This window comes from Pseudomonas sp. BN415 (genome assembly GCF_029871195.1).
Lineage (GTDB): Bacteria > Pseudomonadota > Gammaproteobacteria > Pseudomonadales > Pseudomonadaceae > Metapseudomonas > Metapseudomonas resinovorans.
In genome coordinates, this window is the sequence record NZ_SSOK01000004.1 from 99,768 (window position 1) to 125,346 (window position 25,579).

At 64.8% G+C, this 25,579-nt stretch carries 26 protein-coding genes; 11 read left to right on the forward strand and 15 right to left on the reverse strand.

The window, feature by feature from the left end:
* Positions 1 to 9 precede the first annotated feature (9 nt).
* The 4 genes from ssuD to E8F20_RS00685 form a co-directional block, all read right to left on the reverse strand.
* Positions 10 to 1,164, reverse strand: coding sequence for an FMNH2-dependent alkanesulfonate monooxygenase (ssuD, locus tag E8F20_RS00670; protein ID WP_280281977.1), 1,155 nt, complete (start codon positions 1,162 to 1,164; stop codon positions 10 to 12).
* Between the two features lie 51 nt (positions 1,165 to 1,215).
* Entirely contained in the window at positions 1,216 to 2,178 is a 963-nt protein-coding gene (locus E8F20_RS00675; RefSeq protein ID WP_028629098.1) for a sulfonate ABC transporter substrate-binding protein, read from the reverse strand.
* A gap of 100 nt (positions 2,179 to 2,278) precedes the next feature.
* Positions 2,279 to 2,917 (reverse strand): peroxiredoxin, encoded by a 639-nt coding sequence (locus E8F20_RS00680; protein ID WP_028629099.1) that lies wholly within the window; start codon positions 2,915 to 2,917, stop codon positions 2,279 to 2,281.
* Between the two features lie 378 nt (positions 2,918 to 3,295).
* Positions 3,296 to 4,627 carry an OprD family porin gene (locus E8F20_RS00685; protein WP_280281978.1) on the reverse strand — a complete coding sequence of 444 codons (1,332 nt, stop codon included), beginning with the start codon at positions 4,625 to 4,627 and terminating at the stop codon, positions 3,296 to 3,298.
* A 405-nt stretch (positions 4,628 to 5,032) separates the two neighbouring features.
* Here E8F20_RS00685 and tauA point away from each other — a divergent pair, with 405 nt between their 5' ends.
* From tauA to tauD, 4 genes are all read left to right on the forward strand, one after another.
* Complete coding sequence (gene tauA, locus E8F20_RS00690) at positions 5,033 to 6,013, forward strand: taurine ABC transporter substrate-binding protein (RefSeq protein ID WP_280281979.1); 981 nt, start codon at positions 5,033 to 5,035, stop codon at positions 6,011 to 6,013.
* Between the two features lie 53 nt (positions 6,014 to 6,066).
* Entirely contained in the window at positions 6,067 to 6,849 is a 783-nt protein-coding gene (gene tauB / locus E8F20_RS00695; RefSeq protein WP_280281980.1) for a taurine ABC transporter ATP-binding subunit, read from the forward strand.
* Complete coding sequence (gene tauC, locus E8F20_RS00700) at positions 6,846 to 7,679, forward strand: taurine ABC transporter permease TauC (RefSeq protein ID WP_280281981.1); 834 nt, start codon at positions 6,846 to 6,848, stop codon at positions 7,677 to 7,679. The genes tauB and tauC overlap by 4 nt, the downstream gene beginning before the upstream one ends.
* Positions 7,680 to 7,760: 81 nt before the next feature.
* A complete protein-coding gene (gene tauD / locus E8F20_RS00705) occupies positions 7,761 to 8,594 on the forward strand; it encodes a taurine dioxygenase (protein ID WP_280281982.1) in 834 nt (277 codons plus the stop codon).
* Between the two features lie 33 nt (positions 8,595 to 8,627).
* On the opposite strand, the gene E8F20_RS00710 is transcribed toward tauD, so the two are convergent.
* The 9 genes from E8F20_RS00710 to E8F20_RS00750 form a co-directional block, all read right to left on the reverse strand.
* Complete coding sequence (locus E8F20_RS00710; protein ID WP_280281983.1) at positions 8,628 to 8,936, reverse strand: gamma-butyrobetaine hydroxylase-like domain-containing protein; 309 nt, start codon at positions 8,934 to 8,936, stop codon at positions 8,628 to 8,630.
* Complete coding sequence (locus E8F20_RS00715; protein WP_280281984.1) at positions 8,936 to 9,901, reverse strand: HEAT repeat domain-containing protein; 966 nt, start codon at positions 9,899 to 9,901, stop codon at positions 8,936 to 8,938. The genes E8F20_RS00710 and E8F20_RS00715 overlap by 1 nt, the downstream gene beginning before the upstream one ends.
* Positions 9,898 to 10,752, reverse strand: a complete 855-nt coding sequence (locus tag E8F20_RS00720) for an ABC transporter ATP-binding protein (RefSeq protein ID WP_280281985.1) — start codon at positions 10,750 to 10,752, stop codon at positions 9,898 to 9,900. The genes E8F20_RS00715 and E8F20_RS00720 overlap by 4 nt, the downstream gene beginning before the upstream one ends.
* Positions 10,752 to 11,531 (reverse strand): ABC transporter permease, encoded by a 780-nt coding sequence (locus E8F20_RS00725; RefSeq protein ID WP_280281986.1) that lies wholly within the window; start codon positions 11,529 to 11,531, stop codon positions 10,752 to 10,754. Before E8F20_RS00725 ends, E8F20_RS00720 begins: the two co-directional genes overlap by 1 nt.
* Positions 11,532 to 11,593: 62 nt before the next feature.
* On the reverse strand, positions 11,594 to 13,003 hold the full coding sequence (locus E8F20_RS00730) for an ABC transporter substrate-binding protein (protein ID WP_280281987.1): 1,410 nt from the start codon (positions 13,001 to 13,003) through the stop codon (positions 11,594 to 11,596).
* Between the two features lie 206 nt (positions 13,004 to 13,209).
* On the reverse strand, positions 13,210 to 13,455 hold the full coding sequence (locus E8F20_RS00735) for a ferredoxin family protein (RefSeq protein WP_028629110.1): 246 nt from the start codon (positions 13,453 to 13,455) through the stop codon (positions 13,210 to 13,212).
* Between the two features lie 85 nt (positions 13,456 to 13,540).
* A complete protein-coding gene (locus E8F20_RS00740; protein WP_280281988.1) occupies positions 13,541 to 15,268 on the reverse strand; it encodes a fumarate reductase/succinate dehydrogenase flavoprotein subunit in 1,728 nt (575 codons plus the stop codon).
* Entirely contained in the window at positions 15,265 to 16,014 is a 750-nt protein-coding gene (locus E8F20_RS00745; RefSeq protein ID WP_028629112.1) for a GntR family transcriptional regulator, read from the reverse strand. Before E8F20_RS00745 ends, E8F20_RS00740 begins: the two co-directional genes overlap by 4 nt.
* A gap of 334 nt (positions 16,015 to 16,348) precedes the next feature.
* Positions 16,349 to 17,131 carry a MetQ/NlpA family ABC transporter substrate-binding protein gene (locus E8F20_RS00750; RefSeq protein ID WP_280281989.1) on the reverse strand — a complete coding sequence of 261 codons (783 nt, stop codon included), beginning with the start codon at positions 17,129 to 17,131 and terminating at the stop codon, positions 16,349 to 16,351.
* Between the two features lie 285 nt (positions 17,132 to 17,416).
* Between E8F20_RS00750 and E8F20_RS00755 the strand changes: the two genes are divergently transcribed.
* From E8F20_RS00755 to E8F20_RS00780, 6 genes are all read left to right on the forward strand, one after another.
* Positions 17,417 to 18,418 carry a D-cysteine desulfhydrase gene (locus tag E8F20_RS00755; RefSeq protein ID WP_280281990.1) on the forward strand — a complete coding sequence of 334 codons (1,002 nt, stop codon included), beginning with the start codon at positions 17,417 to 17,419 and terminating at the stop codon, positions 18,416 to 18,418.
* A gap of 111 nt (positions 18,419 to 18,529) precedes the next feature.
* On the forward strand, positions 18,530 to 19,327 hold the full coding sequence (gene tcyJ, locus E8F20_RS00760; protein ID WP_280281991.1) for a cystine ABC transporter substrate-binding protein: 798 nt from the start codon (positions 18,530 to 18,532) through the stop codon (positions 19,325 to 19,327).
* Positions 19,324 to 19,992, forward strand: coding sequence for a cystine ABC transporter permease (gene tcyL, locus E8F20_RS00765; RefSeq protein WP_280281992.1), 669 nt, complete (start codon positions 19,324 to 19,326; stop codon positions 19,990 to 19,992). The genes tcyJ and tcyL overlap by 4 nt, the downstream gene beginning before the upstream one ends.
* Positions 19,992 to 20,738 carry an L-cystine ABC transporter ATP-binding protein TcyN gene (gene tcyN / locus E8F20_RS00770; RefSeq protein ID WP_280281993.1) on the forward strand — a complete coding sequence of 249 codons (747 nt, stop codon included), beginning with the start codon at positions 19,992 to 19,994 and terminating at the stop codon, positions 20,736 to 20,738. Before tcyL ends, tcyN begins: the two co-directional genes overlap by 1 nt.
* 228 nt (positions 20,739 to 20,966) lie before the next feature.
* Positions 20,967 to 22,157, forward strand: coding sequence for an MFS transporter (locus tag E8F20_RS00775; protein WP_280281994.1), 1,191 nt, complete (start codon positions 20,967 to 20,969; stop codon positions 22,155 to 22,157).
* 124 nt (positions 22,158 to 22,281) lie between these two features.
* Positions 22,282 to 22,656 (forward strand): nuclear transport factor 2 family protein, encoded by a 375-nt coding sequence (locus tag E8F20_RS00780; protein WP_280281995.1) that lies wholly within the window; start codon positions 22,282 to 22,284, stop codon positions 22,654 to 22,656.
* A 143-nt stretch (positions 22,657 to 22,799) separates the two neighbouring features.
* On the opposite strand, the gene E8F20_RS00785 is transcribed toward E8F20_RS00780, so the two are convergent.
* Complete coding sequence (locus tag E8F20_RS00785) at positions 22,800 to 23,720, reverse strand: sigma 54-interacting transcriptional regulator (RefSeq protein ID WP_280281996.1); 921 nt, start codon at positions 23,718 to 23,720, stop codon at positions 22,800 to 22,802.
* Between the two features lie 68 nt (positions 23,721 to 23,788).
* Entirely contained in the window at positions 23,789 to 24,370 is a 582-nt protein-coding gene (locus E8F20_RS00790) for an alpha/beta hydrolase (protein WP_280281997.1), read from the reverse strand.
* A gap of 227 nt (positions 24,371 to 24,597) precedes the next feature.
* On the opposite strand from E8F20_RS00790, the gene E8F20_RS00795 reads away from it, so the two are divergent.
* Complete coding sequence (locus E8F20_RS00795; RefSeq protein WP_028629122.1) at positions 24,598 to 25,515, forward strand: LysR substrate-binding domain-containing protein; 918 nt, start codon at positions 24,598 to 24,600, stop codon at positions 25,513 to 25,515.
* Positions 25,516 to 25,579: the final 64 nt, after the last annotated feature.

A 25,579-nucleotide genomic window follows, 5' to 3' on the forward strand; every position in this document is an offset into this window, starting at 1 on the left:
CCCGCGCCCTCAGCTCTGCGACGCCAGCTTGGCTTCGGGCAGGGCCTCGTTGGCCACCATCTCGCCGAAGGGGCTGACGAAGCCCAGGCCGTCGTTGGTGCGCGGACGGGCGACATCCAGATGGGGGAACAGCAATTCCGCAACGCGATAGGACTCTTCCAGGTGTGGATAGCCGGAGAAGATGAAGGTGTCGATGCCGAGGTCGGCGTACTCCTTCACCCGCGCGGCCACGGTCGGGCCATCGCCCACCAGCGCCGTACCGGCACCACCACGCACCAGGCCGACGCCGGCCCAGAGGTTGGGGCTGACTTCCAGCTTGTCGCGCCGGCCGTTGTGCAGGGCAGCCATGCGCTGCTGGCCTACCGAGTCGAAACGGGCGAAGGCAGCCTGCGCCTTGGCGATGGTGGCATCGTCGAGGTTCTCGATCAGGCGGTCGGCAGCCGCCCAGGCAGCTTCGTTGGTTTCACGCACGATCACGTGCAGGCGGATGCCAAAACGCACCGTGCGACCCAGCTTGGCGGCCTTGGCGCGCACCTGTTCGATCTTCTCTTTCACCGCTGCCGGCGGCTCGCCCCAGGTCAGGTACAGCTCGACCTGCTCGGCGGCGAGGTCCTGGGCGGCCTCGGAGGAACCTCCGAAGTACAGCGGCGGACGCGGCTGTTGCAGTGGCGGGTAGAACAATTTGGCCCCCTTCACCTGGAGGTGCTTGCCGTCGTAATCGACGGTTTCGCCCTCCAGCACGCGGCGCCAGATGCGGGTGAACTCCACCGAGGCTTCGTAACGCTCGGCGTGGTCCAGGTGCAGGCCATCGGCGGCCAGTTCATCCGGGTCGCCACCGGTGACCAGGTTGAACAAGGCGCGGCCACCGGACAGACGATCCAGGGTCGCCGCCTGGCGCGCGGCCACGGTCGGCGAAATGATCCCGGGGCGCAGGGCGACGAGGAATTTCAGGCGTTGGGTTACCGGGATCAGCGAAGCTGCCACCAGCCAGGAGTCCTCGCAGGAACGCCCGGTGGGGATCAGCACGCCGCCGAAGCCGAGACGGTCGGCTGCCTGGGCGATCTGTTGCAGGTAGCCGTGGTCGACGGCGCGGGCGCCCTCGGAGGTGCCGAGGTAGTGGCCGTCGCCGTGGGTCGGCAGGAACCAGAAGATGTTCAAGCTCATGGAGTGGTCTCCTTAAAGGTGTCCCTTCTCCCTCCGGGAGAGGGGTTCAAGTCACTGCTGCGCGACCTTGGCCGGCGGCGTCCAGATCACGTCGGCGATGCTGAGCTTTTTCGGAATCAGCTTCAGCGCGGTGAAGGTGTCGGCGATCTTCTGCTGAGCAGTGACCACCTCCGGGCTCAGCGGCTGGGCACCGTAGCCCTGGCGCTTCACGGCGATGGAAGTGATGTCCTTTGGCAGGCCCAGCAGCGGCGCGACCTGTTCGGTGACCTTGTCCGGATCGGCCTTGGAGTCCTCGCCCACGGCGCGCACTTCCTCGATCAGGGTGTTGATCACCTGCGGGTGCTTCTGGGCATAGGTGCGAGTGGCCAGGTAGAACTGGTGGTTATCCACAAGCCCTTCGCCATTGCGCAGGGTGCGCGCCTCGAGCTGCTTCTCGGCGGCGGCCTGGAAGGGGTCCCAGATCACCCAGGCGTCCACGCTGCCGCGCTCGAAGGCGGCGCGGGCGTCGGCCGGGGGCAGATAGACGGGCTGGATATCGCTGTACTTCAGACCGGCCTCCTCCAGCGCACGCACCAACAGGTAGTGCACGTTGGAACCCTTGTTCAGGGCGACCTTCTTGCCGGCCAGCGCCTTCACCGACTGGATGGACGACCCCTTGGGCACCAGGATCGCTTCGCTCTGCGGTGCCGGCGGCTCATAGGCCACGTAGAGCAGGTCGGCGCCTGCTGCCTGGGCGAATACCGGCGGGGTTTCGCCGGTCACGCCGAAGTCAATGGAGCCCACGTTGAGGCCTTCCAGCAGCTGCGGGCCGCCGGGGAACTCGGTCCATTTGACGTCGATGCCCTGTTCGGCCAGACGCTTCTCCAGCGTGCCCTTGGCCTTTAGCAGCACCAGGGTGCCGTATTTCTGGTAGCCGATTCGCAGGGTTTCGGCCTGTGCTTGAGTGATGGCGCCGAAAGCCAGGGCAGCCGCGAACAGGGCAGCCAGGCTCCGACGCAAAGTGATGGTGCGCATGGCGCTCTCCTCATGACTTTGCTTGTGATGTCGTTGCCTGCTGGCCCGTTGGCGGGTGAGTAAGGCGGGGTCGTTAAGTGCGCGCGAGGCGCCGGATGAATCAGCGGTTGGGTTGCGGCGTCAGGCGCAGGTAGGGCCGGACCGCCTTGTAGCCCCGCGGAAAGCGCTGGCGGATTTCGTCTTCATCCTTGAGCGAGGGCACGATCACCACATCGTCGCCGTCCTGCCAATTGGCTGGGGTGGCGACCTTGTGGTTGTCGGTCAGCTGCAGGGAGTCGATCACCCGCAGGATCTCGTTGAAGTTGCGCCCGGTGCTGGCCGGGTAGGTGATGATCAGGCGCACCTTCTTGTTCGGGTCGATGATGAACAGCGAGCGCACGGTGAGGGTGTCGTTGGCGTTCGGGTGGATCAGGTCGTAGAGGTCGGACACCTGGCGGTCGGCGTCGGCGATGATCGGGAAATTCACCAGGGTGCCCTGGGTGTCGTTGATGTCATCGATCCAGCGGTGATGGGAGTCCACCGGGTCGACCGACAAGGCGATCGCCTTCACGCCACGGGCGGTGAATTCATCCTTGAGCTTGGCGGTGAATCCCAGTTCGGTGGTGCACACCGGCGTGAAGTCAGCGGGGTGCGAAAACAGCACGCCCCAACTACCGTCCAGCCATTCATGGAAGCGGATGCGGCCTTCGCTGGAGTCCTGTTCGAAGTCGGGGGCGATGTCGCCGAGGCGGATACTCATGGTGCGGCTCCTGTGTCTGGGTGTCGTTCCGTGGGGCCCACTATGCGTAGCCGCACTGTAAATTAAAAAGAATAAATAACGCTTTATTTATTCTATTTAGAGATATAAAGATATGGACGTGAAAACGCCGGGAAGGCCTCTGGAATGAGGCTCCCGGCGGTTTCCGTAGCGACTAATTCATCGACCCCATAGGTTGGTGCGGGCGGCGTTCCGCTAGCGCGCAGCGAAACCCAACACGCTCAAACACCGCGGCCGCCCTCACCCCAACCCTCTCCCAGAGGGAGAGGGGGCTATCCGTGCCAGCGTTCGGGCCTGGCACTTCCTTGTAGGTGCGAATTCATTCGCGATCATAGGGTGGGCTTCAGCCCACCACCGCCCTTACAGCAACGTCAGGGTGTAGCTCAGGATCAGGCGGTTCTCGTCCTGGTCGCGGGCGGCATCGCTGCGCAGCGCGGCGTTGCGCCAGGACACGCCGAGGCCTTTCAGCGGGCCGCCCTGCAGCACGTAGTCGAGGCGGAAGTCGCGTTCCCACTCGCCCTGATCACTGCCCTGGGTCTCGATGTTGCTGCCCTTCAGGTAGGTGCCCACGGCCTTCAGGCCCGGCACGCCGAGCTTGGCGAAGTCGTAGCCGTATTCGGCGACCCAGGTGCGCTCGCCGGCGCTGAGGAACTTGCCGATCTGGCGGTCGGTGATCAGGTAGGCGGTGGCGCCATCACCCTGGTTGAGGAACGGGAAGGCGCTGTCGCCGGAGACCTGCTGGTAGCCCAGGCTGGCCGCGTGGCCGCCGAGGGTGTAGGTGAACAGCGCACTCCAGGTGCGGTTGTCGACTTCAAAGCGGTCCGGATCGTTGGCCGCCCAGTTGCCCGCGCTGCGGAAGCCTTCGCGGCGGCCGGCAACGCTGCCGTTCTTGCCGTCGGAATCGCTGTAGAAGTAGCGCAGGTCGGACTTCAGCGCGCCCACCGGCAGCGCCCAGTTGTGGGTCAGGCCGAGAAAGTGCTGGTTATAGAAGTCTTCCAGGTTGCCGTAGTAGTACTGCGCGAGCAGGTTGTCGCTGACCTTGTAGTCGCCACCGGCGAAGTAGAACTTGTTGACGAACTGACCCGTGCGGGCGTTGTTCGCGCCGGCGATCGACAGGCCGCGAGCGTCGCTGGAGTTACGCCCCTTGGCGTGTTCCAGCTGGCCGCCGACCAGGGTCAGGCCGGCGATCTCGCTGGAGGTCACCTGCCCGCCCTCGAAGGTCTGCGGCAGCAGACGACCGTCGTTGTAGGTCACCACCGGCAGCTTCGGCAGCAGGGTGCCGATGCGCGCTTCGGTCTTGGAGATGCGCACCTTGCCGGTCACGCCCAGGCTACCGAAGTCATCCTTGGCGCGGCCGTCGTTGTCGGTCGGGAACACGGTGCCGCCGTAGCTGGCGCTGGTCGGGTTGTAGTGCGTGCCCTTGCCGGAATCCAGCTTCACACCCAACAGGCCGAGCGCGTCGACCCCCACGCCAACGCTGCCTTCGGTGTAGCCGGAGGCGTAGTTGAAGAGGAAGCCCTGGCCCCACTCCTCTTGCTTGGACGGCGCGGCAGTGCCTTGGCGGTTGTCCGAGTTGATGTAGAAGTTGCGCAAGGTCAGGCTGGCCTTGCTGTCTTCGATGAAACCGCCAGCGGCGGCCTGCTGGGCCAGCACGCCGAGGGCGACGGCCAGGGCGAGGGACGACTTGTTCATGCTCGATGCTCCATTGCGATCTTGTAGGGGTGTGGGATGCCCGGAGCAGGAGCAGACGCGATGCGCCGCTGCGTGACCTTCGAAGCCACTGTCGTTTTCACAGGCTCCGGTGCATAAGCGATGCGGCGGTCCGCTTTCGGCAGGCCGCCACTCTAGAAGGCGAATGCTAATTTCAAAAAAGAATTATTTTTTAGATATAAATAACTTTTAGCAATAAGCAGTTTTACGGAGACTCCCCACGGCTTCGATTCGTCCGATCTATTCTCATGCAAAAAAGTTATTTATTTTTTGTTTTTTAGATCAATTAAATTCGCCTCACCGGACCACCGGACAACCCCGAGCGCAACACCCCCTGTCCCGTGGACCGGCCTCCTAGACCGGCCCCAGCCCGTTGAGGAGCACCCCATGCTTTCGTCCCAGTTTCCCCGTCGCCTGCTGGCGGCCCTGACCCTTGGCGGCCTGGCCCTGAGCGCCCAGGCCGCGGATTTCACCGTCGCCTACCAGACCACCGTCGACCCGGCCAAGGTCGCCCAGGCCGATGGCGCCTATGAGAAGGCGAGCAAATCCAGCATTGACTGGCGCAAGTTCGACAGCGGCGCTGAAGTCATCACCGCCGTCGCCTCCGGTGACGTGCAGATCGGCTATGTCGGCTCCAGCCCGCTGGCCGCCGCCGCCACTCGCCAGCTGCCGATCCAGACATTCCTCATTGCCACCCAGATCGGCGACGCCGAAGCCCTGGTGGCGCGCAATGGCGCCGGTATCACCAAGCCCGAAGATCTGATCGGCAAGAAGATCGCCGTGCCCTTCGTTTCAACCGGCCACTACAGCCTGCTGGCCGCCCTCAAGCACTGGCAGATCGACCCCACCAAGGTCACCATCCTCAACCTCGCACCGCCAGCCATCGTCGCCGCCTGGCAGCGTGGCGACATCGATGCCACCTACGTCTGGGACCCGGCCCTGGGCGTTGCCAAGTCCAACGGCAAGGTGCTGATCAGCTCCGGTGAGCTGAGCAAGCTGGGCGCGCCCACCTTCGACGCCTGGATCGTGCGCAAGGACTTCGCCAAGAAGCATCCGGAAGTCGTCCGCACCTTCGCCAAGGTGACCCTCGACGCCTACGCCGCCTACCGCAAGGACCCGAAAGCCTGGCTGGCCGACAAGGCCAACATCGACAAGCTGGTGAAACTGTCCGGCGCCAAGGCCGAGGACATCCCGCTGCTGCTGCAGGGCAACGTCTTCCCGCTCGCCGCCGACCAGGTAACCGCCCTCGGTGCACCGACCACCCAGGCCATCAGCGAGACCGCGCGCTTCCTCAAGGAGCAAGGCAAGGTCGACGCCGTGCTGCCTGACTACGCCCCGTACGTAAGCTCCAAGTACGTCCAGAACTGATTCACCCCGCCTGCCCGACACGTCGGGCAGGCCCTTTCGAGACCCTGCAGAAAATGGCCTTACTCCAGCTGGAGCGCATCAGCGCACAGTACCCAGGCGCGGCCGAGCCGGTACTGACCGACATTTCCTTCGACCTCGGCCCCGGCGAACTGCTGGTAGCCCTCGGCCCGTCCGGCAGCGGCAAGACCACCCTGCTCAATCTCATTGCCGGTTTTGTCAGCCCCAGCGCCGGTCGCATCAGCCTCGACGGCCTGCCCGTCAACGGTCCCAGCGCCGAACGCGGCGTGGTGTTCCAGGACGATGCCCTACTGCCCTGGCAGGACGTGCTCGGCAACGTCGCCTTCGGCCTCGAACTCGCCGGCGTGCCCCGTGCCGAGCGTGAGGCGCGTGCCCGCGAAATGCTCGCCTTGGTGGACCTCGTCGGCTTCGACAAGCGCCGCATCTGGGAACTTTCCGGTGGACAGAAACAGCGCGTCGGGATCGCACGTGCCCTGGCCGCCGACCCGCGCGTGCTGCTGATGGACGAGCCCTTCGGCGCCCTCGATGCCTTCACCCGCGAACAGATGCAGGAGCTGTTACTGCAAGTCTGGCGACGCGCGGCCAAACCCGTTTTCCTGATCACCCACGACATCGAGGAAGCGGTTTTCCTCGCCACCGAACTCATCCTGCTGTCGCCCAACCCGGGCCGCATCAGCGAACGCCTGCGCCTGGACTTCGGCCAGCGCTACGCCGCCGGGGAAAGTGCACGGGCGATCAAGTCCGATCCGCAGTTCATCGAGACGCGCGAACATGTACTCGCCCAGGTCTTCGCCGAACGCCAAAGGAGAAGCACATGAGTAGTCTCGACCTGACCCTGGCCAGCAAGACCGCCACGACTGTGAAACCACGCCAGCGCCGGCCCCTGAGCACCCTGTCAATCAGCCTGCTGACCCTCGGCAGTCTGCTGCTGGCCTGGTGGGCCGTGACCACCGCCGGCCTGATCGAACCCCTGTTCCTGCCCAGCCCGCAGGCCATCGCCCGCAAGGGTTGGGTGCTGCTGACCCAGGGCTACATGGACGCCAGCCTCTGGCAGCATCTGAGCGCGAGCCTGGGACGCATCGGCGCCGCGCTGCTGGCTTCGGTACTGACCGCCGTTCCGCTGGGTATCGCTATCGGCCGCAACCGTATTGCCCGTGGCATCTTCGACCCGCTAATCGAGTTCTATCGGCCCATTCCACCGCTGGCCTACCTGCCCCTGATCGTCATCTGGTGCGGCATCGGCGAGCTGTCCAAGGTACTGCTGATCTTCCTCGCGATCTTCGCCCCCATCGCCATCGCTACCGCCACCGGCGTGCGCAACGTCGACCCGGCGCGACTGAGGGCGGCGCAGTCCCTTGGTGCCACCCAGGCCCAACTGATCCGCCATGTGATCCTGCCCAGCGCCCTGCCCGACATCCTCACCGGCGTGCGCATCGGCCTCGGGGTCGGCTGGTCCACCCTGGTGGCCGCCGAACTGGTGGCTGCCACCCGTGGCCTGGGCTTCATGGTGCAGTCGGCGGCGCAGTTCCTGGTCACCGACGTGGTGATCCTCGGCATCCTCGTCATCGCCCTGATCGCCTTCGCCCTCGAACTCGGCCTGCGCGCCCTGCAACGCAAGCTCGTGCCCTGGCATGGGCAGAGCCACTGATCCCGCATTACCCCTTCTCCCTCCGGGAGAGGGTCGGGGTGAGGGCAATCCCCGCTCAGCGCTATCTGGAGATTCACTGCCATGACCCTGCATATCACCCCGCTCTCCCCCGCCCTCGGCGCTCTGGTCGAAGGCCTCGACCTCAGCAGGCCGCTCGATGCCTCGCTGCGTAAAACGGTGGAAAACGCCCTGCTCACCCACCAGGTGCTGTTCTTCCGCGACCAGCCGTTGAACCCGCAACAGCAGGCCGCCTTCGCCCGCAACTTCGGCGACCTGCACATCCACCCGATCTACCCGAACATTCCCGAGCAGCCGGAAGTACTGGTGCTGGATACCGCCGTGACCGATGTGCGTGACAACGCCCTCTGGCACACCGACGTGACCTTCCTGGAAACCCCGGCGCTCGGCGCCGTGCTTACTGCCAAACAGCTCCCGCCCTACGGCGGTGACACCCTCTGGGCCAGCAGCAGCGCGGCCTATGACGCGCTGTCCAACCCCATCCAGCTGCTGCTCGAAGGCCTGACCGCCACCCACGACCTGTCCCGCTCCTTTCCAGAGGAACGCTTCAGCCTCACAGCCGAGGAACACGAGCGCCTGGAAGACGCCAAGCGCAAATACCCGCCACGCAGCCATCCGGTGGTACGCACGCACCCGGTCACCGGGCGCAAGGGGTTGTTCGTCAACGAGGGTTTCACCACCCGCATCAACGAACTCTCGACGGCGGAAAGCGACACGCTGCTGCGCTTTCTCTTCGCCCACTCGACGCGCCCGGAATTCACTATCCGCTGGCGTTGGCAGGCCAATGACGTGGCCTTCTGGGACAACCGCATCACCCAGCATTTCGCCGTGGACGACTACCGTCCGCAGCGTCGTGTGATGCACCGCGCGACGATCCTGGGGGACAAGCCGTTCTGAAAGTCCGCCCCCTCTCCCCCAAACCCCAACCCTTCAGGGAGAGGGGGTGGGGGTGAGGGCAGCGGTGCCCAGCTCCCGCAAGTACCCCCAGGGATAGATCCCCCGCTCGTGCCCATCGCTGAACACCAGCTGCACGCCATAGCCCTGTAGCGCGATGCGCTCCAGGCGCACGCCTTCATCCACCAGCGCAATCGCCCCACGCAGCCGCGTCGCCTTGCACTGCGAGCAGGGACAGGCACCACGCAAGCGGGCATGACTGATCTCCCGCCGATCCCCATCTGCCCACTCCAAAAACAAACGTGCTTCGCTGCGCGAACTGCGCAGGGCACTGGGGGCTTCCATCAGGCCGCTCCCTGGAGTTGCGCCAGGGCAATGCGTACTGCCTTGCGCACTTCCGGATCACCATCGACCTCGGCCTGGCGCAGCGCCGGCAACGCATCGGCGTCGCCCAGCTCGCCCAACGCCAGCGCAGCCTCCTTGCGCAAGTTGGCGATGCCGTGGCCGAGCAGCACGGAAAGCTCTGCAAGAGCCTCGCGATAGCGCAGGCGACCGAGGGCACGCGCGGCGCGCAAACGCACCTGCCAGTATTCGTCTTCCAAGGCCCGCACCAGTGCCGCGCCAGCGTCTGTCAGACCGACCTTGCCGAGGGTGGTGGCGGCCTCCTCGCGCACCTGCCAGGCATTATCAGCCAAGGCAGCGTAAAGGGCTGGCAGTACCTCCCCGTCACTGGCCAGCCCCAGGGCACCGGTGGCAGCGCGGCGTACTTCGGTATCCGCGTCGTCACTGGCCAGGCGGGCCAGCGCTGGCAGCGCAGCTTCGTGTTTCAACCAGCCGAGGATGCCCACCGCCTCCCGGCGCACCGGCGCTTCGCCGTCGTGCAGCGCCAACAACGCAGGGCCGGCGGCCTCCTCCAGGCGCAGCTCACGTAGAGCACGTAGCGCACTGGCGCGGACAAAGGCATCGGCATGGGTCACCCACGGCAGAATCAGCCTCCCCGCCTCCAGGCTCTTCAGCTCACTGAGACTCTGGGCAGCGGCCAGGCGCACCGGCTCGGCACCATCGGCCAGGGCCGCGCAGAGTGCCTCGACGACGTCGGGTTCCTCCCAGGCCTCCAGCAGACGCGCAGCCTCGGCGCGCACCTCAGCAGCGTCATCCACGGCAAGGGCGTCGGTGAGCCAGGGTAGGCCCTCCGGGTCTGCCAGGTCGGCGAGTTCGATCAGGGCAATGCGGCGCACACCAGCGTCGTCATCGGCGAGGCGTGGCAGCAGTTCGAGGATGTCGGGGTTGTCGGTTTCACGGTTGGTCATAGGGCAACTCGCAGTGGCGGGTGATCGGTGGGCAGCCCCAGCGGCGTCAGGCGTGGCAGCTCGCGGCCGTCTTCATGGCGCAGCAGTTCCAGGCAATGGCGCTTGAGATGGGTGAAGCCGGGGGTGGTAAGGAGGCTGGCGCGGCGCGGACGCGGGAAGTCCAGGCGCAGGTCTTCGATGAAGCGTCCGGGGCGCGGGCTCATCACCAGGATGCGGTCGGCCAGGAACAAGGCTTCGTCGATGTCGTGGGTAACGAACACCACGGTGGTGCGGATGCGCGTCCAGATATCCAGCAGCAGTTCCTGCATGCGCGAGCGGGTCTGCGCATCCAGCGCGCCGAAGGGCTCGTCCATCAACAGCAGGCGCGGGCGGTTGATCAGCACGCGGGCAATCTCGGCACGCTGCTGCATGCCGCCGGAGAGCTGGTTGGGCCAGCGCCCGGCGAAATCCTCCAGGCCTACCAGGCGCAGGAGTTCGGCGGCGCGGCGCTGCCGCTCGGCCTTGCCGATGCCTTGCATCTTCAGGCCGAAGGCGACGTTGTCGAGCACCCTGCGCCAGGGCAAAAGCGTGTGGTGCTGGAACACCATGCCGCGCTCGGGTGAAGGTCCCTCCACCGGCTGGCCATCCACCTCTAGGCTGCCGGCGCTGGGCTTCAGGTGCCCGGCTAGGGCGCCGAGCAAGGTGGACTTGCCGCAGCCGGAAGGGCCCAGAATGCAGACGAACTCCCCCGGCGCGATGGCGAAGTCCAACGTCTGTACCGCCTCGAAGGCCTCGCGGCCCCGTCCCAAACGGATGGAGACGCCCCTGGCCTCGATGCGGCCTGGTTCCACTGCGCGTTCGAAGCTGCTCATCAGGCGTTCCTCCGCGCGCGGTACCAGGGTGTGGCGAGCGCGCCCAAGCGTTTGACCAGGGCACTGCTGCCCATGCCTAGCAAGCCGATCAGCAGCATGCCGACGACGATGTCGGCGTAGTTCTGCACCACGTAGGACTCCCAGGTGTAATAACCGACGCCAAACTGCCCGGAGATCATCTCGGCGGTGACCAGGCAGAACCACGACGTGCCCATGCCGATGGCGAGGCCAGTGACGATGCTCGGCGCCGCGCCGGGCAGGATCACCTCGCGCAGGATCGCCAGACGCCCAGCGCCAAGGCTGCGTGCCGAAGCGATCAGCCGGGGGTCGACGCCTTCGACGCCATGCACGGTGTTGAGCAGGATGGGGAACAGCGCACCGGTGAAGGTGATGAACACCATCGACAGCTCCGACGAGGGAAACATCAGGATGGCCAGGGGAATCCAGGCCACCGCAGGAATCGGCCGCAGCACCTCCAACGGCGGCAGCAGGCTGTCCTCGGCCCATCTCGAACGGCCGATGACCAGGCCCAGCAGGACGCCCAGCAAGGCCGCGGCCAGGTAACCGGCGAACACCCGTGAAAGGCTGTTGGTGAGGTGCGGCAACAGCTTGCTGGAGTGCACCAGCTGCCAGGCCGCATCGAGCACGGCGGCGGGCGTGGGCACGTAGGTGAAGGTGAACAGCCCGAGGTCCAGGCGCGCGTTGGCAGCCAGTTGCCAGAACAGCAGGCAGGTGGCCAATGAGGCGAGGCGCAGGGGCCAGCGGTACAGATTTGTCATGGATCGTCTCCTGCTCGTTTCCCTCTCCCCAACCCTCTCCCTGAAGGGAGAGGGCAAGGCGATCAGCGGCTGGCGACAGCCTGCTTCTGATTGGCGCTGACAAAATCGAGCGCCGTGCCGCCGTGTTGCTGGGCGAACCGCTCGGCCTGGGACTTGAGCAGGAAGGCGCTCAGCTCACCCTTGTCGTTGCGCACGAACCAGGCCTGGTTGGCCAGCAACTTGATGCCACTGTCGGCGGCCTGGGCATAGATGGCGCGGATGTCCTTGCCCTCCTGTTCCAGCTGCGCCAGGGCGGTCAGCGCAGCTTCCGGCGACGCGTAATGACGGACCTTGCCCTCACCGCGCACCCATATCTGCGCCAGGCGCTTGAAGTCGGTGATCGGCTTGCCGGTGGCCGCGTCGTTGGCCACCAGTGGCAGCTGCGCATAGTTCTTCAGCGCCTTGTCGTAGTCCTGCCCGGCCTGCTTGAAGGCGGCGCTGATGTACTGGTCGTCGATGAACTGGGCGGTATCCAGGCCCCGATCGGTCTTCTTCAGCAGTTTCAGGGTATCGATCGAGGTGGCCACCGCCTTGCGGTACTCGGGCTTCCAGGTCAGGTCGCGGGTCTGCAGGCCAAGGGGGCCGTGGAACAGGTAGTTCACCTCGGCCTCGATGCCGGTGACCTTCTCGATCAGCTCGCTGTACTTCTCAGGCGACTCGGCGATCAGGCGGTCGGCTTCCAGGCTGGCGCGCAGGTAGGCGGTGACGATCTCCGGGTACTTTTTCGCATAGGCCGCATCCACCAGTGCGCCGTGGAAGGTAGGCGCCTCGGCCTGGGAGCCGTCATAGATCTTCCTTGCGAAGCCGCGGTTGGGGAACAACTCGGCAAAGGGCACGAAGTCAGCGTGAGCCTCGATGCGGTTGCTGCGCAGCGCGGAGCCGGCGATCTCCGGTGGCTGGGCGATGATGCGCACGTCCTTCTCCGGGTCCCAGCCCTGGGCAGCAACAGCGCGCAGCAACATGCCGTGAGCAGTGGAGGCGAAGGGCACGGAAATGGTCTTGCCCTTGAGCTCGGCCAGCGACTGCACCGGGGACGACGCCGGTACCACGATGCCGTTGCCGCTGCCAAGGGTGCTGCCCGAGAGCACGCTGATGAACAGGCTCCGCTTGCCCGCATCCAGATGGGCGACGCCGTTGAAGGAGCCGGGGAAGTCGGCCATGGCGCCAAAGTCCAGCTTGCCGGCGACCATCTCGTTGGTCAGCGGTGCGCCGCTGGTGAAGTTCTTCCACTCCACCTGGTAGTCGGCGTCCTTGTACTTGCCATCACGGGGCAGGTATTTCTCCAGGAGGCCCAGCTCGCGGATGAGCAGGCCGCCGGTGGCGCAGTTGATGGTGGTGTCCTGGGTGCCGATGGCGATGCGGATGGTTTCCGCGGAGGCGGACAGGCTGGAGATGGCCAGCGCGAGGCCGGCGACGGTTGCACGAAGACGCATGGGTTTTTCCCCTCGAATCATGAGTGTTGGAATCGTCTCCGCCACGTGGTCGGGTGGTGGGAAACGAGGGGCTTTCAGGTGAGGCGTCCGGGGGTTGGCCGGATGGCGGATTGCATTTTTTGTAGGAGCCCGCTTGCTGGCGAAGCGCTTGCCTGCAGGTCCGTTGTTCGCCAGCAAGCTGGCTCCTAGAGGTTTCTCACACTCGGTCAGCGCAGCAGGTAAGGAATCTCCACCTTCACCGCGCCGGTCGGGCAGTCTTTCTCGCAGGGCATGCAGTACCAGCATTCGTCGAAGGCCATGTAGGCCTTCTGGGTGGCCGGGTTGATGGCCAAGAGGTCCATCGGGCAGACCTCGACACAGACCGTGCAGCCCTTCTCGGCGATGCACTTGTCTTCGTCGATGGTCACCGGCGCACTGCTGCGGAAGAAAATTTCCTGGGGTTGATGGGCCATTTCACGATTTCCTTGGAGCCTGGGGCTCTCGTTATGGGTCTTGTACGCTGGTCAACATAGGGTGGGCTGAAGCCCACCCTAAAACCTACGCTGCCGCTTCGGCCTTCACGCGCAGGCGGTCGTAGGCCTGCTGCTCTTGTGCATCCAGCGGGATCAGGTACGGCTCCACCGCTTTCTTGAAGCTCGTCATGTGGCCGTCCTCGCCCTTCTTCAGGTGGCAATGGCAGAACCAGTCGGTGTCATTACGCTCGGGGTGGTCGACGCGGTGGTGGTACAGGCCCCAGCGGCTCTCGGCGCGGAACAACGAAGCGCGGGCGGCCATCTCGGCACAGTCACGGATAACCGCCACTTCCATGGCGCGCATCAGCTCGTGAGGGTTGCTGGCTTTCATCTGCGCCAGGTCCCGCTCGATCTCGGCGAAGCGCGTGAGGCCGATCTCCATCTTCTTCGTCACCTTGGGCGGCTGCAGGTAATCGTTGACCATGCGCCGCAGCTTGTACTCCACCTGGGCCGGCGGCAGACCATGTTCACGCTGCAGCGGCGCGAAGACCCGCGCCTGCTCGCGCTCCACCTGTCCCGGGTCGACTTCGGCGAAGTCGCGCCCGGCCACGTAGTCCACCGCATTGACCCCGGCGAACCAGCCGTAGGTGAAGGCGCCGAGCATGTAGTTGTGCGGCACGGCAGCCATGTCGCCAGCTGCGTACAGCCCTTTCACCGAGGTTTCGGCCTTCTCGTTGACCCACACACCCGAGGCCGAATGGCCGGAGCAGAAGCCGATCTCGGAGATGTGCATCTCGACCATCTGCGAGCGGTAGTCGGTGCCGCGGTTGGCGTGGAACTGCCCGCGACTGGGGCGCTCGTTGCTATGGAGGATCTCTTCGATGGTCTGGATGGTTTCTTCGGCCAGGTGATCAAGCTTGAGGAACACCGGGCCATTGCCGCCTTCGAGTTCCTGGTGGAACTCCCACATCATCTGGCCGCTCCAGTAGTCGCACTCGATGAAGCGCTCGCCCTTGCTGTTAGCGGTGTAACCACCCAGCGGGCCGGTGACGTACGCGCAGGCGGGGCCGTTGTAGTCCTTGATCAGCGGATTGATCTGGAAGCACTCCAGGTTCGCCAACTCCGCCCCGGCGTGATAGGCCATGACGTAGCCGTCGCCGGCATTCGTGGGATTCTCGTAGGTGCCCATCAGGTAGCCGGAAGATGGCAGGCCAAGGCGGCCAGCGGCGCCGCAGGCAAGGATCACCGCCTTGGCGCGGATCACCCGGAATTCGCCACTGCGACAGTCGAAGCCCATCACCCCGCTCGCCGCACCCTCGCCATCCAGCAGCAGACGGGTGCAGACGATACGGTTGCTGATCTCCACCCGCGCACGCTTGAGCTGGCGGTAAAGCACCTTCTTGATGTCGTGCCCCTCGGGCATCGGCAGCACGTAGGCGCCCATGTGGTGGACCTTCTTCACTGCGTAGTCGCCGGTCTCGTCCTTCTCGAACTTCACCCCCCAGCGGTCGAGTTGCTGGATGGTTTCGAAACTGTGGGTGGCGTAGGCGTAGACGGCGGCCTGATTGACGATGCCATCGTTGGCGATAGTGATTTCCTTGGTGTACTGCTCGGGCGTCGCGTGGCCGGGGATGATGGCGTTGTTCAGCCCGTCCATGCCCATGCTGATGGCACCACTGCGCTTGACGTTGGCCTTGTCCAGCAGGAGCACACGCAGCTCGCGGTTCTTCTCCTTGGCCTTGATTGCGGCCATGGGGCCAGCGGTGCCGCCGCCGATGACGACGATGTCGTAGTCCTGCTCTCGCGTACTCATGCCTGGGATCCCTTCTGACGGTCGATGCGCAGGCGGTACTGGAAGGCATCGCCGCGGTAGTAGAGGTGTTCGAAATCCAGCGGGGTGCCGTCGGCAGCGTGGGTCAGGCGCTCGATACGCATGATCGGCGAACCTTCCTCCACCTCCAGCGCCTGGGTCAGGTCGCCGTCGGCCAGTACCGCGTCGATGGCGAGATCGGCATGGCCGAGGGGAATGCCGCAGTCGTTCTCGAGGATGAGGAAGATGTCGCGGGTGGCGAGGTCAGCCTTCTCCAGCTTTTCGCCCACCGCCTTCGGCAACCAGGTGATTTCCAGAGATACCGGCTCACGGTTGATCAGGCGCACGCGGCGGATCTCGGTTACAGGGCTGCCTTCCTCCAGCTGCAGGCGCGCCGCCACCAGCGGACTGGCTGGCACATGGCGGAAGCTGCGCAAGCGGTTAAGCACTTCGTAGCCCATCTGCGTCATGGACTCGGCCAGCCCCTGCAGGGTGCTGACGTTCTGGAAGGCCTTGGGCTTGGCCACGAAGGTGCCCTTGCCGTGGATCTTGAAGATCAGCCCTTCCTTCTGCAGGTCCCCCAGCGCCTGGCGCACGGTGATACGGCTGACGCCGAAGACCTTGCCCAGCTCGCTTTCCGAAGGCATGCGGCTGTGGGGCGGGTAGGTACCGTCGAGGATGCGCCCGCGCAGCAGCTCCTTGAGCTGGCTGTAGAGCGGTACCGGGGAGAGGGGAAGCAGTTCGGCCATGTCGTTGTTCGCTCGTGATCCTGACTTGTTATAACAAGTTGTGGCGAGAGAGTAGCGGGCATAAGAGATCGCTTTGAAATACTTTTATTGAATAAGGATAGAAGGTCGAGGGACGGTGCTCTTGCTGTTTTGTGGGGGTAAATTCATTCGCGATGCAGGTCGCAGGATTGCCCTGGCTGGTCGGGGACCGCTGCGCGGTCCTCAGCGAATGAATTCGCCCCCACAAGGAATCGCCCCTGCAAGTGCAGCAGAAAAAAGAACGCCGACGATAGTACAGACTCGTCGGCGTGAGGAGAGGCGCACTGGCCGGTGCGCCACCGTGGCTAGCAGGTGATCAGAAGGCGGGCACCACTGCGCCGGAGTACTTCTGCTCGATGAAGGCTTTCACTTCCGGGCTGGTCAGCGCGGAGGAGAGTTTCTTGATGGCGTCGCTGTCCTTGTTGTCCGGACGGGCTACCAGGTAGTTCACGTAGGGCGAGGTGCGATCTTCCAGCACCAGCGCGTCCTTGGACGGGTTCAGCTTGGCTTCCAGCGCGTAGTTGGTATTGATCAGGGCCAGGTCGACCTGGTCGAGCACGCGCGGCAGCAGGGCCGCTTCCAGTTCCTTGAACTTGAAGTTGTGCGGGTTCTCGGCGATGTCCTTCGGCGTGGCCAGAGCGTTCTTCGGGTCCTTCAGCTTGAGCAGCCCGGATTTCTGCAACAGGAGCAGGGCGCGGCCGCTATTGCTGCCTTCGTTGGGGATGGCGATGGTGGCGCCGTCCGGCAGCTCCTTCAGGGACTTGTACTTGCTGGAGTAGCCGCCGAAGGGCTCGACGTGCACGCCCTTGACGATCACCAAGTGGGTGCCTTTGCCGCTGTTGAAGTTGTCCAGGTAGGGCTTGGTCTGGAAGTAGTTGGCGTCCAGATGCTTCTGGTCGACTTGCAGGTTGGGCTGCACATAGTCGGTGAAGACCTTCACTTCCAGGTCCACGCCTTCCTTGGCCAGCTGAGGTTTGATCAGCTCAAGGATTTCAGCGTGCGGTACCGGGGTGGCGGCTACTACGAGCTTCTCGCCGGCATGGGCGAGGGTGGCGGAGAGGGCAGCGGCCAGGGCGGTCAACAGCAAGGTCTTCTTCATGGTGGTCCTTTTCGAATCTGCGGCTCCGGCTGGATCTTCAGCCACGAGCGGGTGTTGGGATGCCCGGTCTGGGTGCGCCGGGTTGAGGGCGACACTACGGAAATTCTTTATTCCAATAAAATACTAATTTCTTATTTTTATATTCCATAATCGAATTACAAAATTGCAGGATATTAATTCCCACACCCTGACTGCCCGGTACGTTCATGTCGCCTCTGCGAATTGCCTGCGAAGCCCCGGCTCACTAGAGTGGCAGCCTTCGCAACCGCCTATCGGAACCACGCCATGCTCGATGCAGCCCTCGCCCGCTTTTCCCGCCTGGATCTGGTTCCCTCGCCCACCCCGCTGGAGAAGCTTGCGCACCTGTCGCAGAAGCTCGGCCGCGGCGTCCATGTGAAGCGCGACGACCTCACCCCCTTCGCCCTGGGCGGAAACAAGGTGCGCAAGCTGGAGTTCCTCGCCGCCGAGGCCCTGGCCCAGGGTGCCGATACCCTGGTCACCGCCGGCGCCATCCAGTCCAACCACGTTCGCCAGACCGCCGCCCTCGCCGCGCGCCTCGGCCTGGGTTGTGTCGCACTGCTGGAAAACCCCATCGGCACCTCCGACAGCAACTACCTCGGCAACGGCAACCGCCTGTTGCTGGACCTGTTCGGCACCGAGTGCGAGCTGGTGGCCAACCTGGACAACGCCGACGAGTTGCTGGCCGCTGCGGCCGAGCGCCTGCGCGCTGCCGGCAAGAAGCCGTACCTGGTGCCCATCGGTGGTTCCAATGCCCTGGGTGCGCTGGGTTATGTACGCGCCGGCCTGGAACTGGCCGAGCAGATCAAGGCCAGCGGCGAGCACTTCTCCGCCGTGGTGCTGGCCTCCGGCAGCGCCGGTACCCACGCGGGCCTCGCCCTGGCGCTGGAATACGCCCTGCCTGGCACTCGTGTGATCGGCGTCACCGTCTCGCGCCCGGACGCCACCCAGCGGCCCAAGGTCGAAGGCCTGTTGCAACGCACCGCCGAACTGCTCGGCGTGCCGGTACCGGCCGGGCTCAAGGTGGAGCTGTGGGACCAGTATTTCTTCCCGCGCTATGGCGAGCCGAACGCCGGCACCCTGGACGCGGTGCGTCAGGTCGCCAGCCTGGAAGGCCTGCTGCTGGACCCGGTGTACACCGGCAAGGCCTTCGCCGGCCTGCTCGATGGCATCGCCAAGGGCGCATTCGAAGGTGATGGGCCGGTGCTGTTCCTGCACACCGGTGGCTCGCCGGCGTTGTTCGCCTATCATCCTGCGGGTACACCGTGACACCTTCTTATGCATTAATTTAAGCAGCAAATAATTTTTTATTATTTTATTGCATATAACCAAATCCCTAGAGTTGCCCCACCTTTTAGACACCTGCCCCGTGAGGCTCATATGACATTCGCAACCCTGCGTCGCCAGTTCATCCTCGGCAGCCTGAGCCTGGTGCTCGGCGCCAGCTTCGTCGGCACCAGCTCCGCCGCCGACCTGCTCCAGGACATCCAGCAGAAAGGCGCCATAAAGGTCGGCCTGGAAGGCACCTACCCGCCCTTCAACTACCAGGACGAGAGCGGCAAGCTGACCGGCTTCGAAGTGGAATTGGCCGAGGCCCTGGCCAAAGAGCTGGGCGTGAAGGCCGAGTTCCAGCCGACCAAGTGGGACGGCATCCTCGCGGCGCTGGAGTCCAAGCGCCTGGACGTGGTGATCAACCAGGTGACCATCTCCGACGAGCGCAAGAAGAAGTACGACTTCTCCACCCCCTACACCGTCTCCGGCATCCAGGCGCTAGTGCGCAAGGGCACCGAGGGTGACATCAAGACCGCCGCGGACCTGGCCGGCAAGAAAGTCGGCGTGGGCCTGGGCACCAACTACGAGCAGTGGCTGAAGGACAACGTCCCGCAGGCCGACATCCGCACCTACGACGACGACCCCACCAAGTTCCAGGACCTGAACGTCGGCCGTATCGACGCCATCCTGGTGGATCGCCTGGCCGCCTTCGAAATGGTCGAGAAAACTGGCGGCAAGCTCGCTGTGACCGGTGAACCCTTCTCCCGTCAGGAAGCCGGCATCGCCCTGCGCAAGGGCAACCCGGAACTGCTGGCCGCCATCGACAAGGCGCTGGCCAAGCTGAAGGCCGACGGCACCCTGAAAAAGCTCTCCGAGAAATGGTTCAAGGCTGACGTGACCCAATGATCGACGCAAGCCTTCAACTTGCGCTGGATTCCGCGCCCTTCTTGCTGAAGGGCGCGGTGTTTACGGTGGTACTGAGCCTCGGCGGCATGTTCTTCGGACTGCTGCTGGGGTTCGTCCTCGCCCTGATGCGCCTCTACGGTTTCACCGCCCTGCAGTGGCTCTCGCGGATCTACGTGTCCTTCTTCCGTGGCACGCCGCTGCTGGTGCAGTTGTTCATGATCTATTACGGGCTGCCGCAGTTGGGTATCCAGCTCGACCCGCTGCCCGCGGCGTTGATCGGCTTCTCGCTGAACATGGCCGCCTACACCTCGGAAATCCTCCGCGCCGCCATCGCCTCCATCGACAAGGGGCAATGGGAAGCCGCCGCCAGCATCGGCATGAGCCGCACCCAGACCCTGGTCCGCGCCATCCTTCCGCAGGCTGCGCGCACCGCCCTGCCGCCGCTGGGCAACAGTTTCATCTCGCTGGTCAAGGACACCGCCCTGGCCGCCACCATCCAGGTGCCAGAACTGTTCCGCCAGGCGCAGCTGATCACCGCGCGCACCTTCGAGATCTTCACCATGTACCTGGCCGCCGCGCTGATCTACTGGGTGCTGGCCACCGTGCTGTCGCACTTCCAGAGTCGCCTCGAGGCTCGGGTCAACCAGCATGAGCAGGACAGCTGATGATCACCGTCCGTAACCTGACCAAATCCTTCAAGGGCCAGGAGGTGCTCAAGGGCATCGACCTGACCATCGAACCGGGCGAAGTGGTGGCCATCATCGGCCCCAGCGGCTCGGGCAAGACGACCTTGCTGCGCTGCCTCAACCTGCTGGAAGTGCCCAGTGGCGGCCTGATCAAGGTGGGCGACATCGAGATCGACGCGAGCAAGCCGCTGAAGCAACAGCAAGGGCTGATCCGCAAGCTGCGCCAGCACGTCGGCTTTGTCTTCCAGAACTTCAACCTCTTCCCCCATCGCACCGCGCTGGAGAACGTCATCGAAGGTCCGGTGGTGGTGAAGAAGGAACCCCGCGAGCGGGCCGTCGAGAAGGCACGCAAGCTGCTGGCCAAGGTCGGCCTGGCAGGCAAGGAAGACGCCTATCCCAAGCGCCTCTCCGGCGGCCAGCAACAGCGCGTGGCCATCGCCCGTGCCCTGGCCATGGAGCCTGACGTGATTCTCTTCGACGAGCCCACCTCGGCGCTCGACCCGGAGCTGGTGGGCGAAGTGCTCGCCACCATTCGCGGCCTGGCCGAAGAGAACCGCACCATGGTCATCGTCACCCACGAAATGAGCTTCGCCCGCGACGTGGCCAACCGCGCGATCTTCATCGACAAGGGCGTGATCGTCGAACAAGGCGACGCCAAGGCCCTGTTCAGTGCACCGAAGGAAGAGCGCACCAAGCAGTTCCTGAGCAAGTTCATCAACGGCTGAAGCCGTCGGCAGGTCCTTGCCCTGCTTTTGTGGGGGCGAATTCATTCGCAAAGGGCAGCGCAGCTGCCCCTCTGGAAGCCCCAGGGGCAGACCTGCGGTCTGCATAGCGAATGAATTCGCCCCCACAGTGTCCATCTCCACCGGCGGCCCACACCCCACAAGCCCCCTGCAAGGAAATGCGCGTAGAATCCGCGCCCCTCGCAATACAGCCCCGCCACCGGAACACGCATGAACCCGAGCACCCTCCTCTCTCTGCCGCTGTTGGCCCTCGCCCTGGGCGGCTTCGTCGTAGGCAGCAGCGAATTCATCATCATGGGCCTGCTGCCCGAAGTGGCCAGCGACCTCAAGGTCAGCCTTTCCGACGCCGGCTTGCTGGTCAGCGCCTACGCCATGGGGGTGGTGATCGGTGCGCCATTGCTGGGCCCGCTGCTCGGCCGCCTGCCGCGCCGCCAGGCGCTGCTCTGGCTGATGGGTGCCTACGCCCTGGGCAACCTCGGCTGCGCCCTGGCGCCGAACTACGAGTGGCTGTTGGCGATGCGCATGTTCACCGCCTTCAGCCACGCCGGATTCTTTGGCTGCGCGACCCTGCTCGCCGCCGAACTGGCACCCCCACACCGCCGGGCTTCGGCCATGGCCCTGGTGCTCAGCGGCCTGACCATCGCCAACGTGCTCGGCGTTCCTGCCGGCGCCTGGCTGGGCCAGGCCACCAGCTGGCGGGTGACCTTCATGGTGGTGGCGGCACTCGGTTTCCTCACCCTGCTCGCCCAGGCCCTCTGGCTTCCCGCCACGCCCAAGCCACAGGCCAATGCGGCCGGCGCCTGGGACGGCATCCTGCGGCGCCCGGTGCTGCACGCACTGTTCGTCTGCAGCCTGTCGTCGGTGGCGCTGTTCGGCGTGTTCACCTACATCAGCCCGCTGCTGCGGGACGTATCCGGCTTCTCCCCGGAGCACGCCAACTTCGCCCTGCTGCTGTTCGGCGTCGGCCTCACCGTGGGCAACCTGCTGGGGGGGCGCCTGGCCGACAAAGGCTTCCGCTACGCACTGCCGATGGCCTTCGGGGTGAGCACATTGTGTCTGTTGGGCCTGTTCGTCTTCGCGCAGATTCCGGCGCTCGCCCTGGGCTGCCTGTTCCTCTGGGGCGTGGCCAGTTTTGCCATTTCCTCGCCTCTGCAACTGCTGCTGGTGGAACAGGCTGGCGAATCGGCGAGCCTGGCCGCCACCCTCAGCCACGCCGCGTTCAATCTGGGGAATGCCAGCGGCGCCTTCATCGGTGGCCTGTGGCTGAGCACCAGCATGGGCCTGTCCAGCCTGCCGCTGATGGGTGTGGGCGTGCTGGCCCTGACCATCCTCGTCTGCCTTCCGCTGCCGCGCTTGCGCGCAGTACGTGATCGGCTCAAGGAAAGCGGACAGATTCACTGACGAGCGCGCGGAGATCGATTCGGAAGCACTCCCCACGCGCTTATTCGCAATGGATCGCTCGCGCCGCGCCGGGCGAACTAGCATTCGGCTTGGCTGATTTGCCGATATCAACGGAGCGCGGGAAATGACTGCCCACGAGACTGACCAAGACGCCATCCACCGCGTCGTGCGTGACTATGTCGAAGGCATGGTGTTCGCCGACGAACACCGCCTGCGCCGGGCCTTTCACCCGCAGAGCCATATCATCGGCCACTTTCAGGGCGAGCTCGAATGGCTCTCGGTAGACGACTTCGCGGGCGCCATCCTCGACGCCGGCCCGGTGCTGGCTGAAGGCGAAACGCCCGTCTGGACTATCCAGGCGCTGGACATCACCGGCGACGCCGCCTCGGCGAAGGTAATCGACGACTACGCCGACATGCGCTTCACCGACTTCCTCTCGCTGCTGAAGATCGGCGGTCGCTGGTGCATCATCAACAAGCTCTACTACCTGCACCAGTAGCGCCCCCCGCGACCCCGAACGGTGGACCGATGAAGCGTGGTCCAGCCTACGAAAAGCTCAATCCGTGCGTAGGGTGGATGTCGCCCTTCGCATCCACCGACGGGGTTCTACGAAGCCCCGAATCATGCACCGATGTAGCGCGGCTACCCGGCCAGCACTTCGGCAAAGAGCTGGCGCAGGTGGTCGCGCTCTTCGTCGTTGGCCGCCAGCCGTCGCAGCTGCACGGCAAGCTGGGCATAGCCCGGCAAGGGCGGCAGGTTGAGGTGCTGCGGCAGGATTTCCTCACCTTCGCTGACCAGGAGGGCGAAGTGCACGCTGTTCTCCAGCTCACGGGTATTGCCCGGCCAGGGGTAAGCTTCCAGCGCAGCCTGGGCGGCCGGGCTGATCAGCGGCAATGACAGATCCAGGCGCTGCGCGTAGATGCCGAGGAAATACTCGGCCAACGGCAGAATATCGTCCGGCCGTTCACGTAATGGCGGCAGCTCCACCCGTCCCTCGTCCAGGTACTGATAGAGCCGCGCATTGAACTTGCCGACGCGCACCGCCTTGGCCAGGTCGATGCTGGTGGCGGCTACCAGACGCGCGTCCACCGGGGTCGGCTGGTGGGCGCCAACGCGGATAACCTCGCGGCTTTCCAGTGCCGCCAACAGCTTGGTCTGCAGGGGCAATGGCAGGTCGCCAATCTCATCCAGGTAAAGCGTTCCGCCATTGGCCGAACCGAACCAGCCGGCGCGGCTGCTGGCCGAGCCGCTGTAAGCGCCGGCCGTGTGACCGAAGAGTTCGGCCTCTGCGTAGGCCTTGCTGATGGCGCTGCAGCTCACCGCCACGAACAGGCCGGGACGGTCGCTGGAACGATGGATCTGCCGGGCCAGCAATTCCTTGCCGGTGCCGGTTTCACCCTGGATCAGCACGGGCAGGGTGCTCGGAGCGAGCTGCTCGACTTCCTCGCGCAACCGCCGCGATCGCGCGTCGACGAACACCAGCGCACGGGCGCGGATGCTGAGGGGGCTGCGGTCGGCATCGGCGAAGGTCAGCAGCGGTTGACCGGGTTTTTCCTTGCTCATGGCGAAATCTCCCGCCGGGCCCAGGCTGCGATGCAGCGGGCCCCGACGTATTGCTGAATTGGATTGGATCAGGCGCGTTTTCTGGACGATTGCTCGACGCGCGCTTGCAAGCGATAGAGATGGGCGAAGCCTTGTTCCCAACGGTGATGCCCGGATTTCACATTGATGTGCCCGGCGCCGGTGAGGATCGCGGCTTCCGAGCCCCAGTCACGGGCCATTTCCAGGGCTCGCGCGGGGCTGGCCGCAGGGTCGTTGTCCGAACCCACCAGCAGGCTGGGGAAGGGCAGCAGGTCACGCGGGATAGGCGCGAAGCCCTTGAGCGCGTCCGGGCAACCGGGACGCTGCACGTCCGCCGGCGCGACCAGCAGGGCGCCGCGCACGCGACGCAGCACATCCGGATCGGACTGCGCAGCCCAGTGCGCCACAGTCACGCAGCCCAGGCTGTGGGCGATGAGGATCACCGGAGTGCGTTCGGCGTCGATGGCGCGCTCCAGCGCCGCCACCCAGGACGCACGGTCCGGGTTGTTCCAGTCGGCCTGCTCGACCCGACTGGCATTGGGCAGGCTGCGTTGCCAGTGACTTTGCCAATGCTCGTCGGGGGAGCCCTGCCAGCCCGGCAGGATCAGGTAGCGAATGGCCTGGCTGCGCATGGCGAGCCCTCCTTGCTGAATTTCGATGCTGGGCAGTCTAGGTGCTAGCCATATATCTGTTAAGGAATAAGAATTCATTTGCTTATGCATTATTAGCTTATTCACTAAAGGTCGCCTCGGCGCCTCAGCGACGCCCCTGTAGGATGGGTTGAGCGGAGCGATACCCATCGGCGGGCTTGATGGGTATCGCGTTGCTCAACCCTTCCTACGGACGGCAGCCGGACGCCATGCAGATCGACGAAGAACTGACCCTGAAGAAGCTGGAGACCTTTCTCGCCTTCATGCGCAGCGGCAACCTGTCGCGTGCGGCAGCGGAACTGAACACCAGCAACGTCAGCGTGCACCGCGCCATCCACTCGCTGGAAAGCGCCCTGCGCTGCCCGCTGTTCAAGCATGAAGGCCGCAACCTGACGCCGCTGGAGAGCGCCTATGTGCTGGAGGAGAAAGCGCAGAAGCTGATCCAGGACGCCGTCGAGATGGTCCGTCTGACCCGCGAGGCGGCCGGCTTCTCTGCCGAACGCTTCAAGCTCGGCGCGCTCTATTCGCTGACCGTGAAGACCGTGCCGCAGCTGGTCATGGGCCTGAAGCTGCGACGTAGCGAGCTGAACATCGACCTCACCCTGGGCTCCAACGTCGACCTGCTCTACCGCCTGAAGAACATGGAACTGGACGCCATCCTGGTCTCCCTGGATGACAGCGTGAACGACCCCGATTGCGAGCAACTGCCGTTGTTCTCCGACGACATCTTCCTCGCCGTCCCGACTGATTCGCCCTTCGCCGACCAGGACGAAGTCGACCTGGCGGACCTCGCCGACTCCACGTTCATCACCCTGACCCAGGGTTTCGCCACCCACCGCGACGGCGCGAGGGTGTTCCAGCAGGCCGGCTTCGAGCCCAAGGTGGCGATGCAGGTGAACGACATCTTCACCCTGCTCAGCATGGTCAGCTCCGGGGTCGGCTACGCGCTGCTGCCCGGGCGCATCGCGGCGGTCTACGAAAACCGGGTGAAGCTGATCCGCCTGCAGGCGCGCTATCGCCTGCTGCAACACATCGGCGTGGTCTTCCTGAAAGCCCGCGAGCGCGACCCGAACCTGCTCGCGCTGATCGCCGAGTGCCGCATGTACAGCCTGCGCAACGAGGGCTGAACAAAATACTTCGGCCTGTCTGATCGCCCAGCGCGCTACCGGCCGCCGACCACAAACTCAGCCA

Bases quoted from the DNA above. Each gene is read 5' to 3' on its own strand.
- E8F20_RS00795 (WP_028629122.1), top strand. From the start codon at position 24,598: ATGCAGATCGACGAAGAACTGACCCTGAAGAAGCTGGAGACCTTTCTC.
- tcyJ (WP_280281991.1), top strand. From the start codon at position 18,530: ATGACATTCGCAACCCTGCGTCGCCAGTTCATCCTCGGCAGCCTGAGC.
- tauD (WP_280281982.1), top strand. From the start codon at position 7,761: ATGACCCTGCATATCACCCCGCTCTCCCCCGCCCTCGGCGCTCTGGTC.
- ssuD (WP_280281977.1), bottom strand. From the start codon at position 1,164: ATGAGCTTGAACATCTTCTGGTTCCTGCCGACCCACGGCGACGGCCAC.
- E8F20_RS00710 (WP_280281983.1), bottom strand. From the start codon at position 8,936: ATGGAAGCCCCCAGTGCCCTGCGCAGTTCGCGCAGCGAAGCACGTTTG.
- tauA (WP_280281979.1), top strand. From the start codon at position 5,033: ATGCTTTCGTCCCAGTTTCCCCGTCGCCTGCTGGCGGCCCTGACCCTT.
- E8F20_RS00775 (WP_280281994.1), top strand. From the start codon at position 20,967: ATGAACCCGAGCACCCTCCTCTCTCTGCCGCTGTTGGCCCTCGCCCTG.
- tauB (WP_280281980.1), top strand. From the start codon at position 6,067: ATGGCCTTACTCCAGCTGGAGCGCATCAGCGCACAGTACCCAGGCGCG.
- E8F20_RS00675 (WP_028629098.1), bottom strand. From the start codon at position 2,178: ATGCGCACCATCACTTTGCGTCGGAGCCTGGCTGCCCTGTTCGCGGCT.
- E8F20_RS00790 (WP_280281997.1), bottom strand. From the start codon at position 24,370: ATGCGCAGCCAGGCCATTCGCTACCTGATCCTGCCGGGCTGGCAGGGC.
- E8F20_RS00780 (WP_280281995.1), top strand. From the start codon at position 22,282: ATGACTGCCCACGAGACTGACCAAGACGCCATCCACCGCGTCGTGCGT.
- E8F20_RS00720 (WP_280281985.1), bottom strand. From the start codon at position 10,752: ATGAGCAGCTTCGAACGCGCAGTGGAACCAGGCCGCATCGAGGCCAGG.
- E8F20_RS00685 (WP_280281978.1), bottom strand. From the start codon at position 4,627: ATGAACAAGTCGTCCCTCGCCCTGGCCGTCGCCCTCGGCGTGCTGGCC.
- tcyL (WP_280281992.1), top strand. From the start codon at position 19,324: ATGATCGACGCAAGCCTTCAACTTGCGCTGGATTCCGCGCCCTTCTTG.
- tcyN (WP_280281993.1), top strand. From the start codon at position 19,992: ATGATCACCGTCCGTAACCTGACCAAATCCTTCAAGGGCCAGGAGGTG.
- E8F20_RS00750 (WP_280281989.1), bottom strand. From the start codon at position 17,131: ATGAAGAAGACCTTGCTGTTGACCGCCCTGGCCGCTGCCCTCTCCGCC.
- E8F20_RS00740 (WP_280281988.1), bottom strand. From the start codon at position 15,268: ATGAGTACGCGAGAGCAGGACTACGACATCGTCGTCATCGGCGGCGGC.
- E8F20_RS00745 (WP_028629112.1), bottom strand. From the start codon at position 16,014: ATGGCCGAACTGCTTCCCCTCTCCCCGGTACCGCTCTACAGCCAGCTC.
- E8F20_RS00785 (WP_280281996.1), bottom strand. From the start codon at position 23,720: ATGAGCAAGGAAAAACCCGGTCAACCGCTGCTGACCTTCGCCGATGCC.
- E8F20_RS00680 (WP_028629099.1), bottom strand. From the start codon at position 2,917: ATGAGTATCCGCCTCGGCGACATCGCCCCCGACTTCGAACAGGACTCC.
- E8F20_RS00735 (WP_028629110.1), bottom strand. From the start codon at position 13,455: ATGGCCCATCAACCCCAGGAAATTTTCTTCCGCAGCAGTGCGCCGGTG.
- E8F20_RS00725 (WP_280281986.1), bottom strand. From the start codon at position 11,531: ATGACAAATCTGTACCGCTGGCCCCTGCGCCTCGCCTCATTGGCCACC.
- E8F20_RS00755 (WP_280281990.1), top strand. From the start codon at position 17,417: ATGCTCGATGCAGCCCTCGCCCGCTTTTCCCGCCTGGATCTGGTTCCC.
- tauC (WP_280281981.1), top strand. From the start codon at position 6,846: ATGAGTAGTCTCGACCTGACCCTGGCCAGCAAGACCGCCACGACTGTG.
- E8F20_RS00730 (WP_280281987.1), bottom strand. From the start codon at position 13,003: ATGCGTCTTCGTGCAACCGTCGCCGGCCTCGCGCTGGCCATCTCCAGC.
- E8F20_RS00715 (WP_280281984.1), bottom strand. From the start codon at position 9,901: ATGACCAACCGTGAAACCGACAACCCCGACATCCTCGAACTGCTGCCA.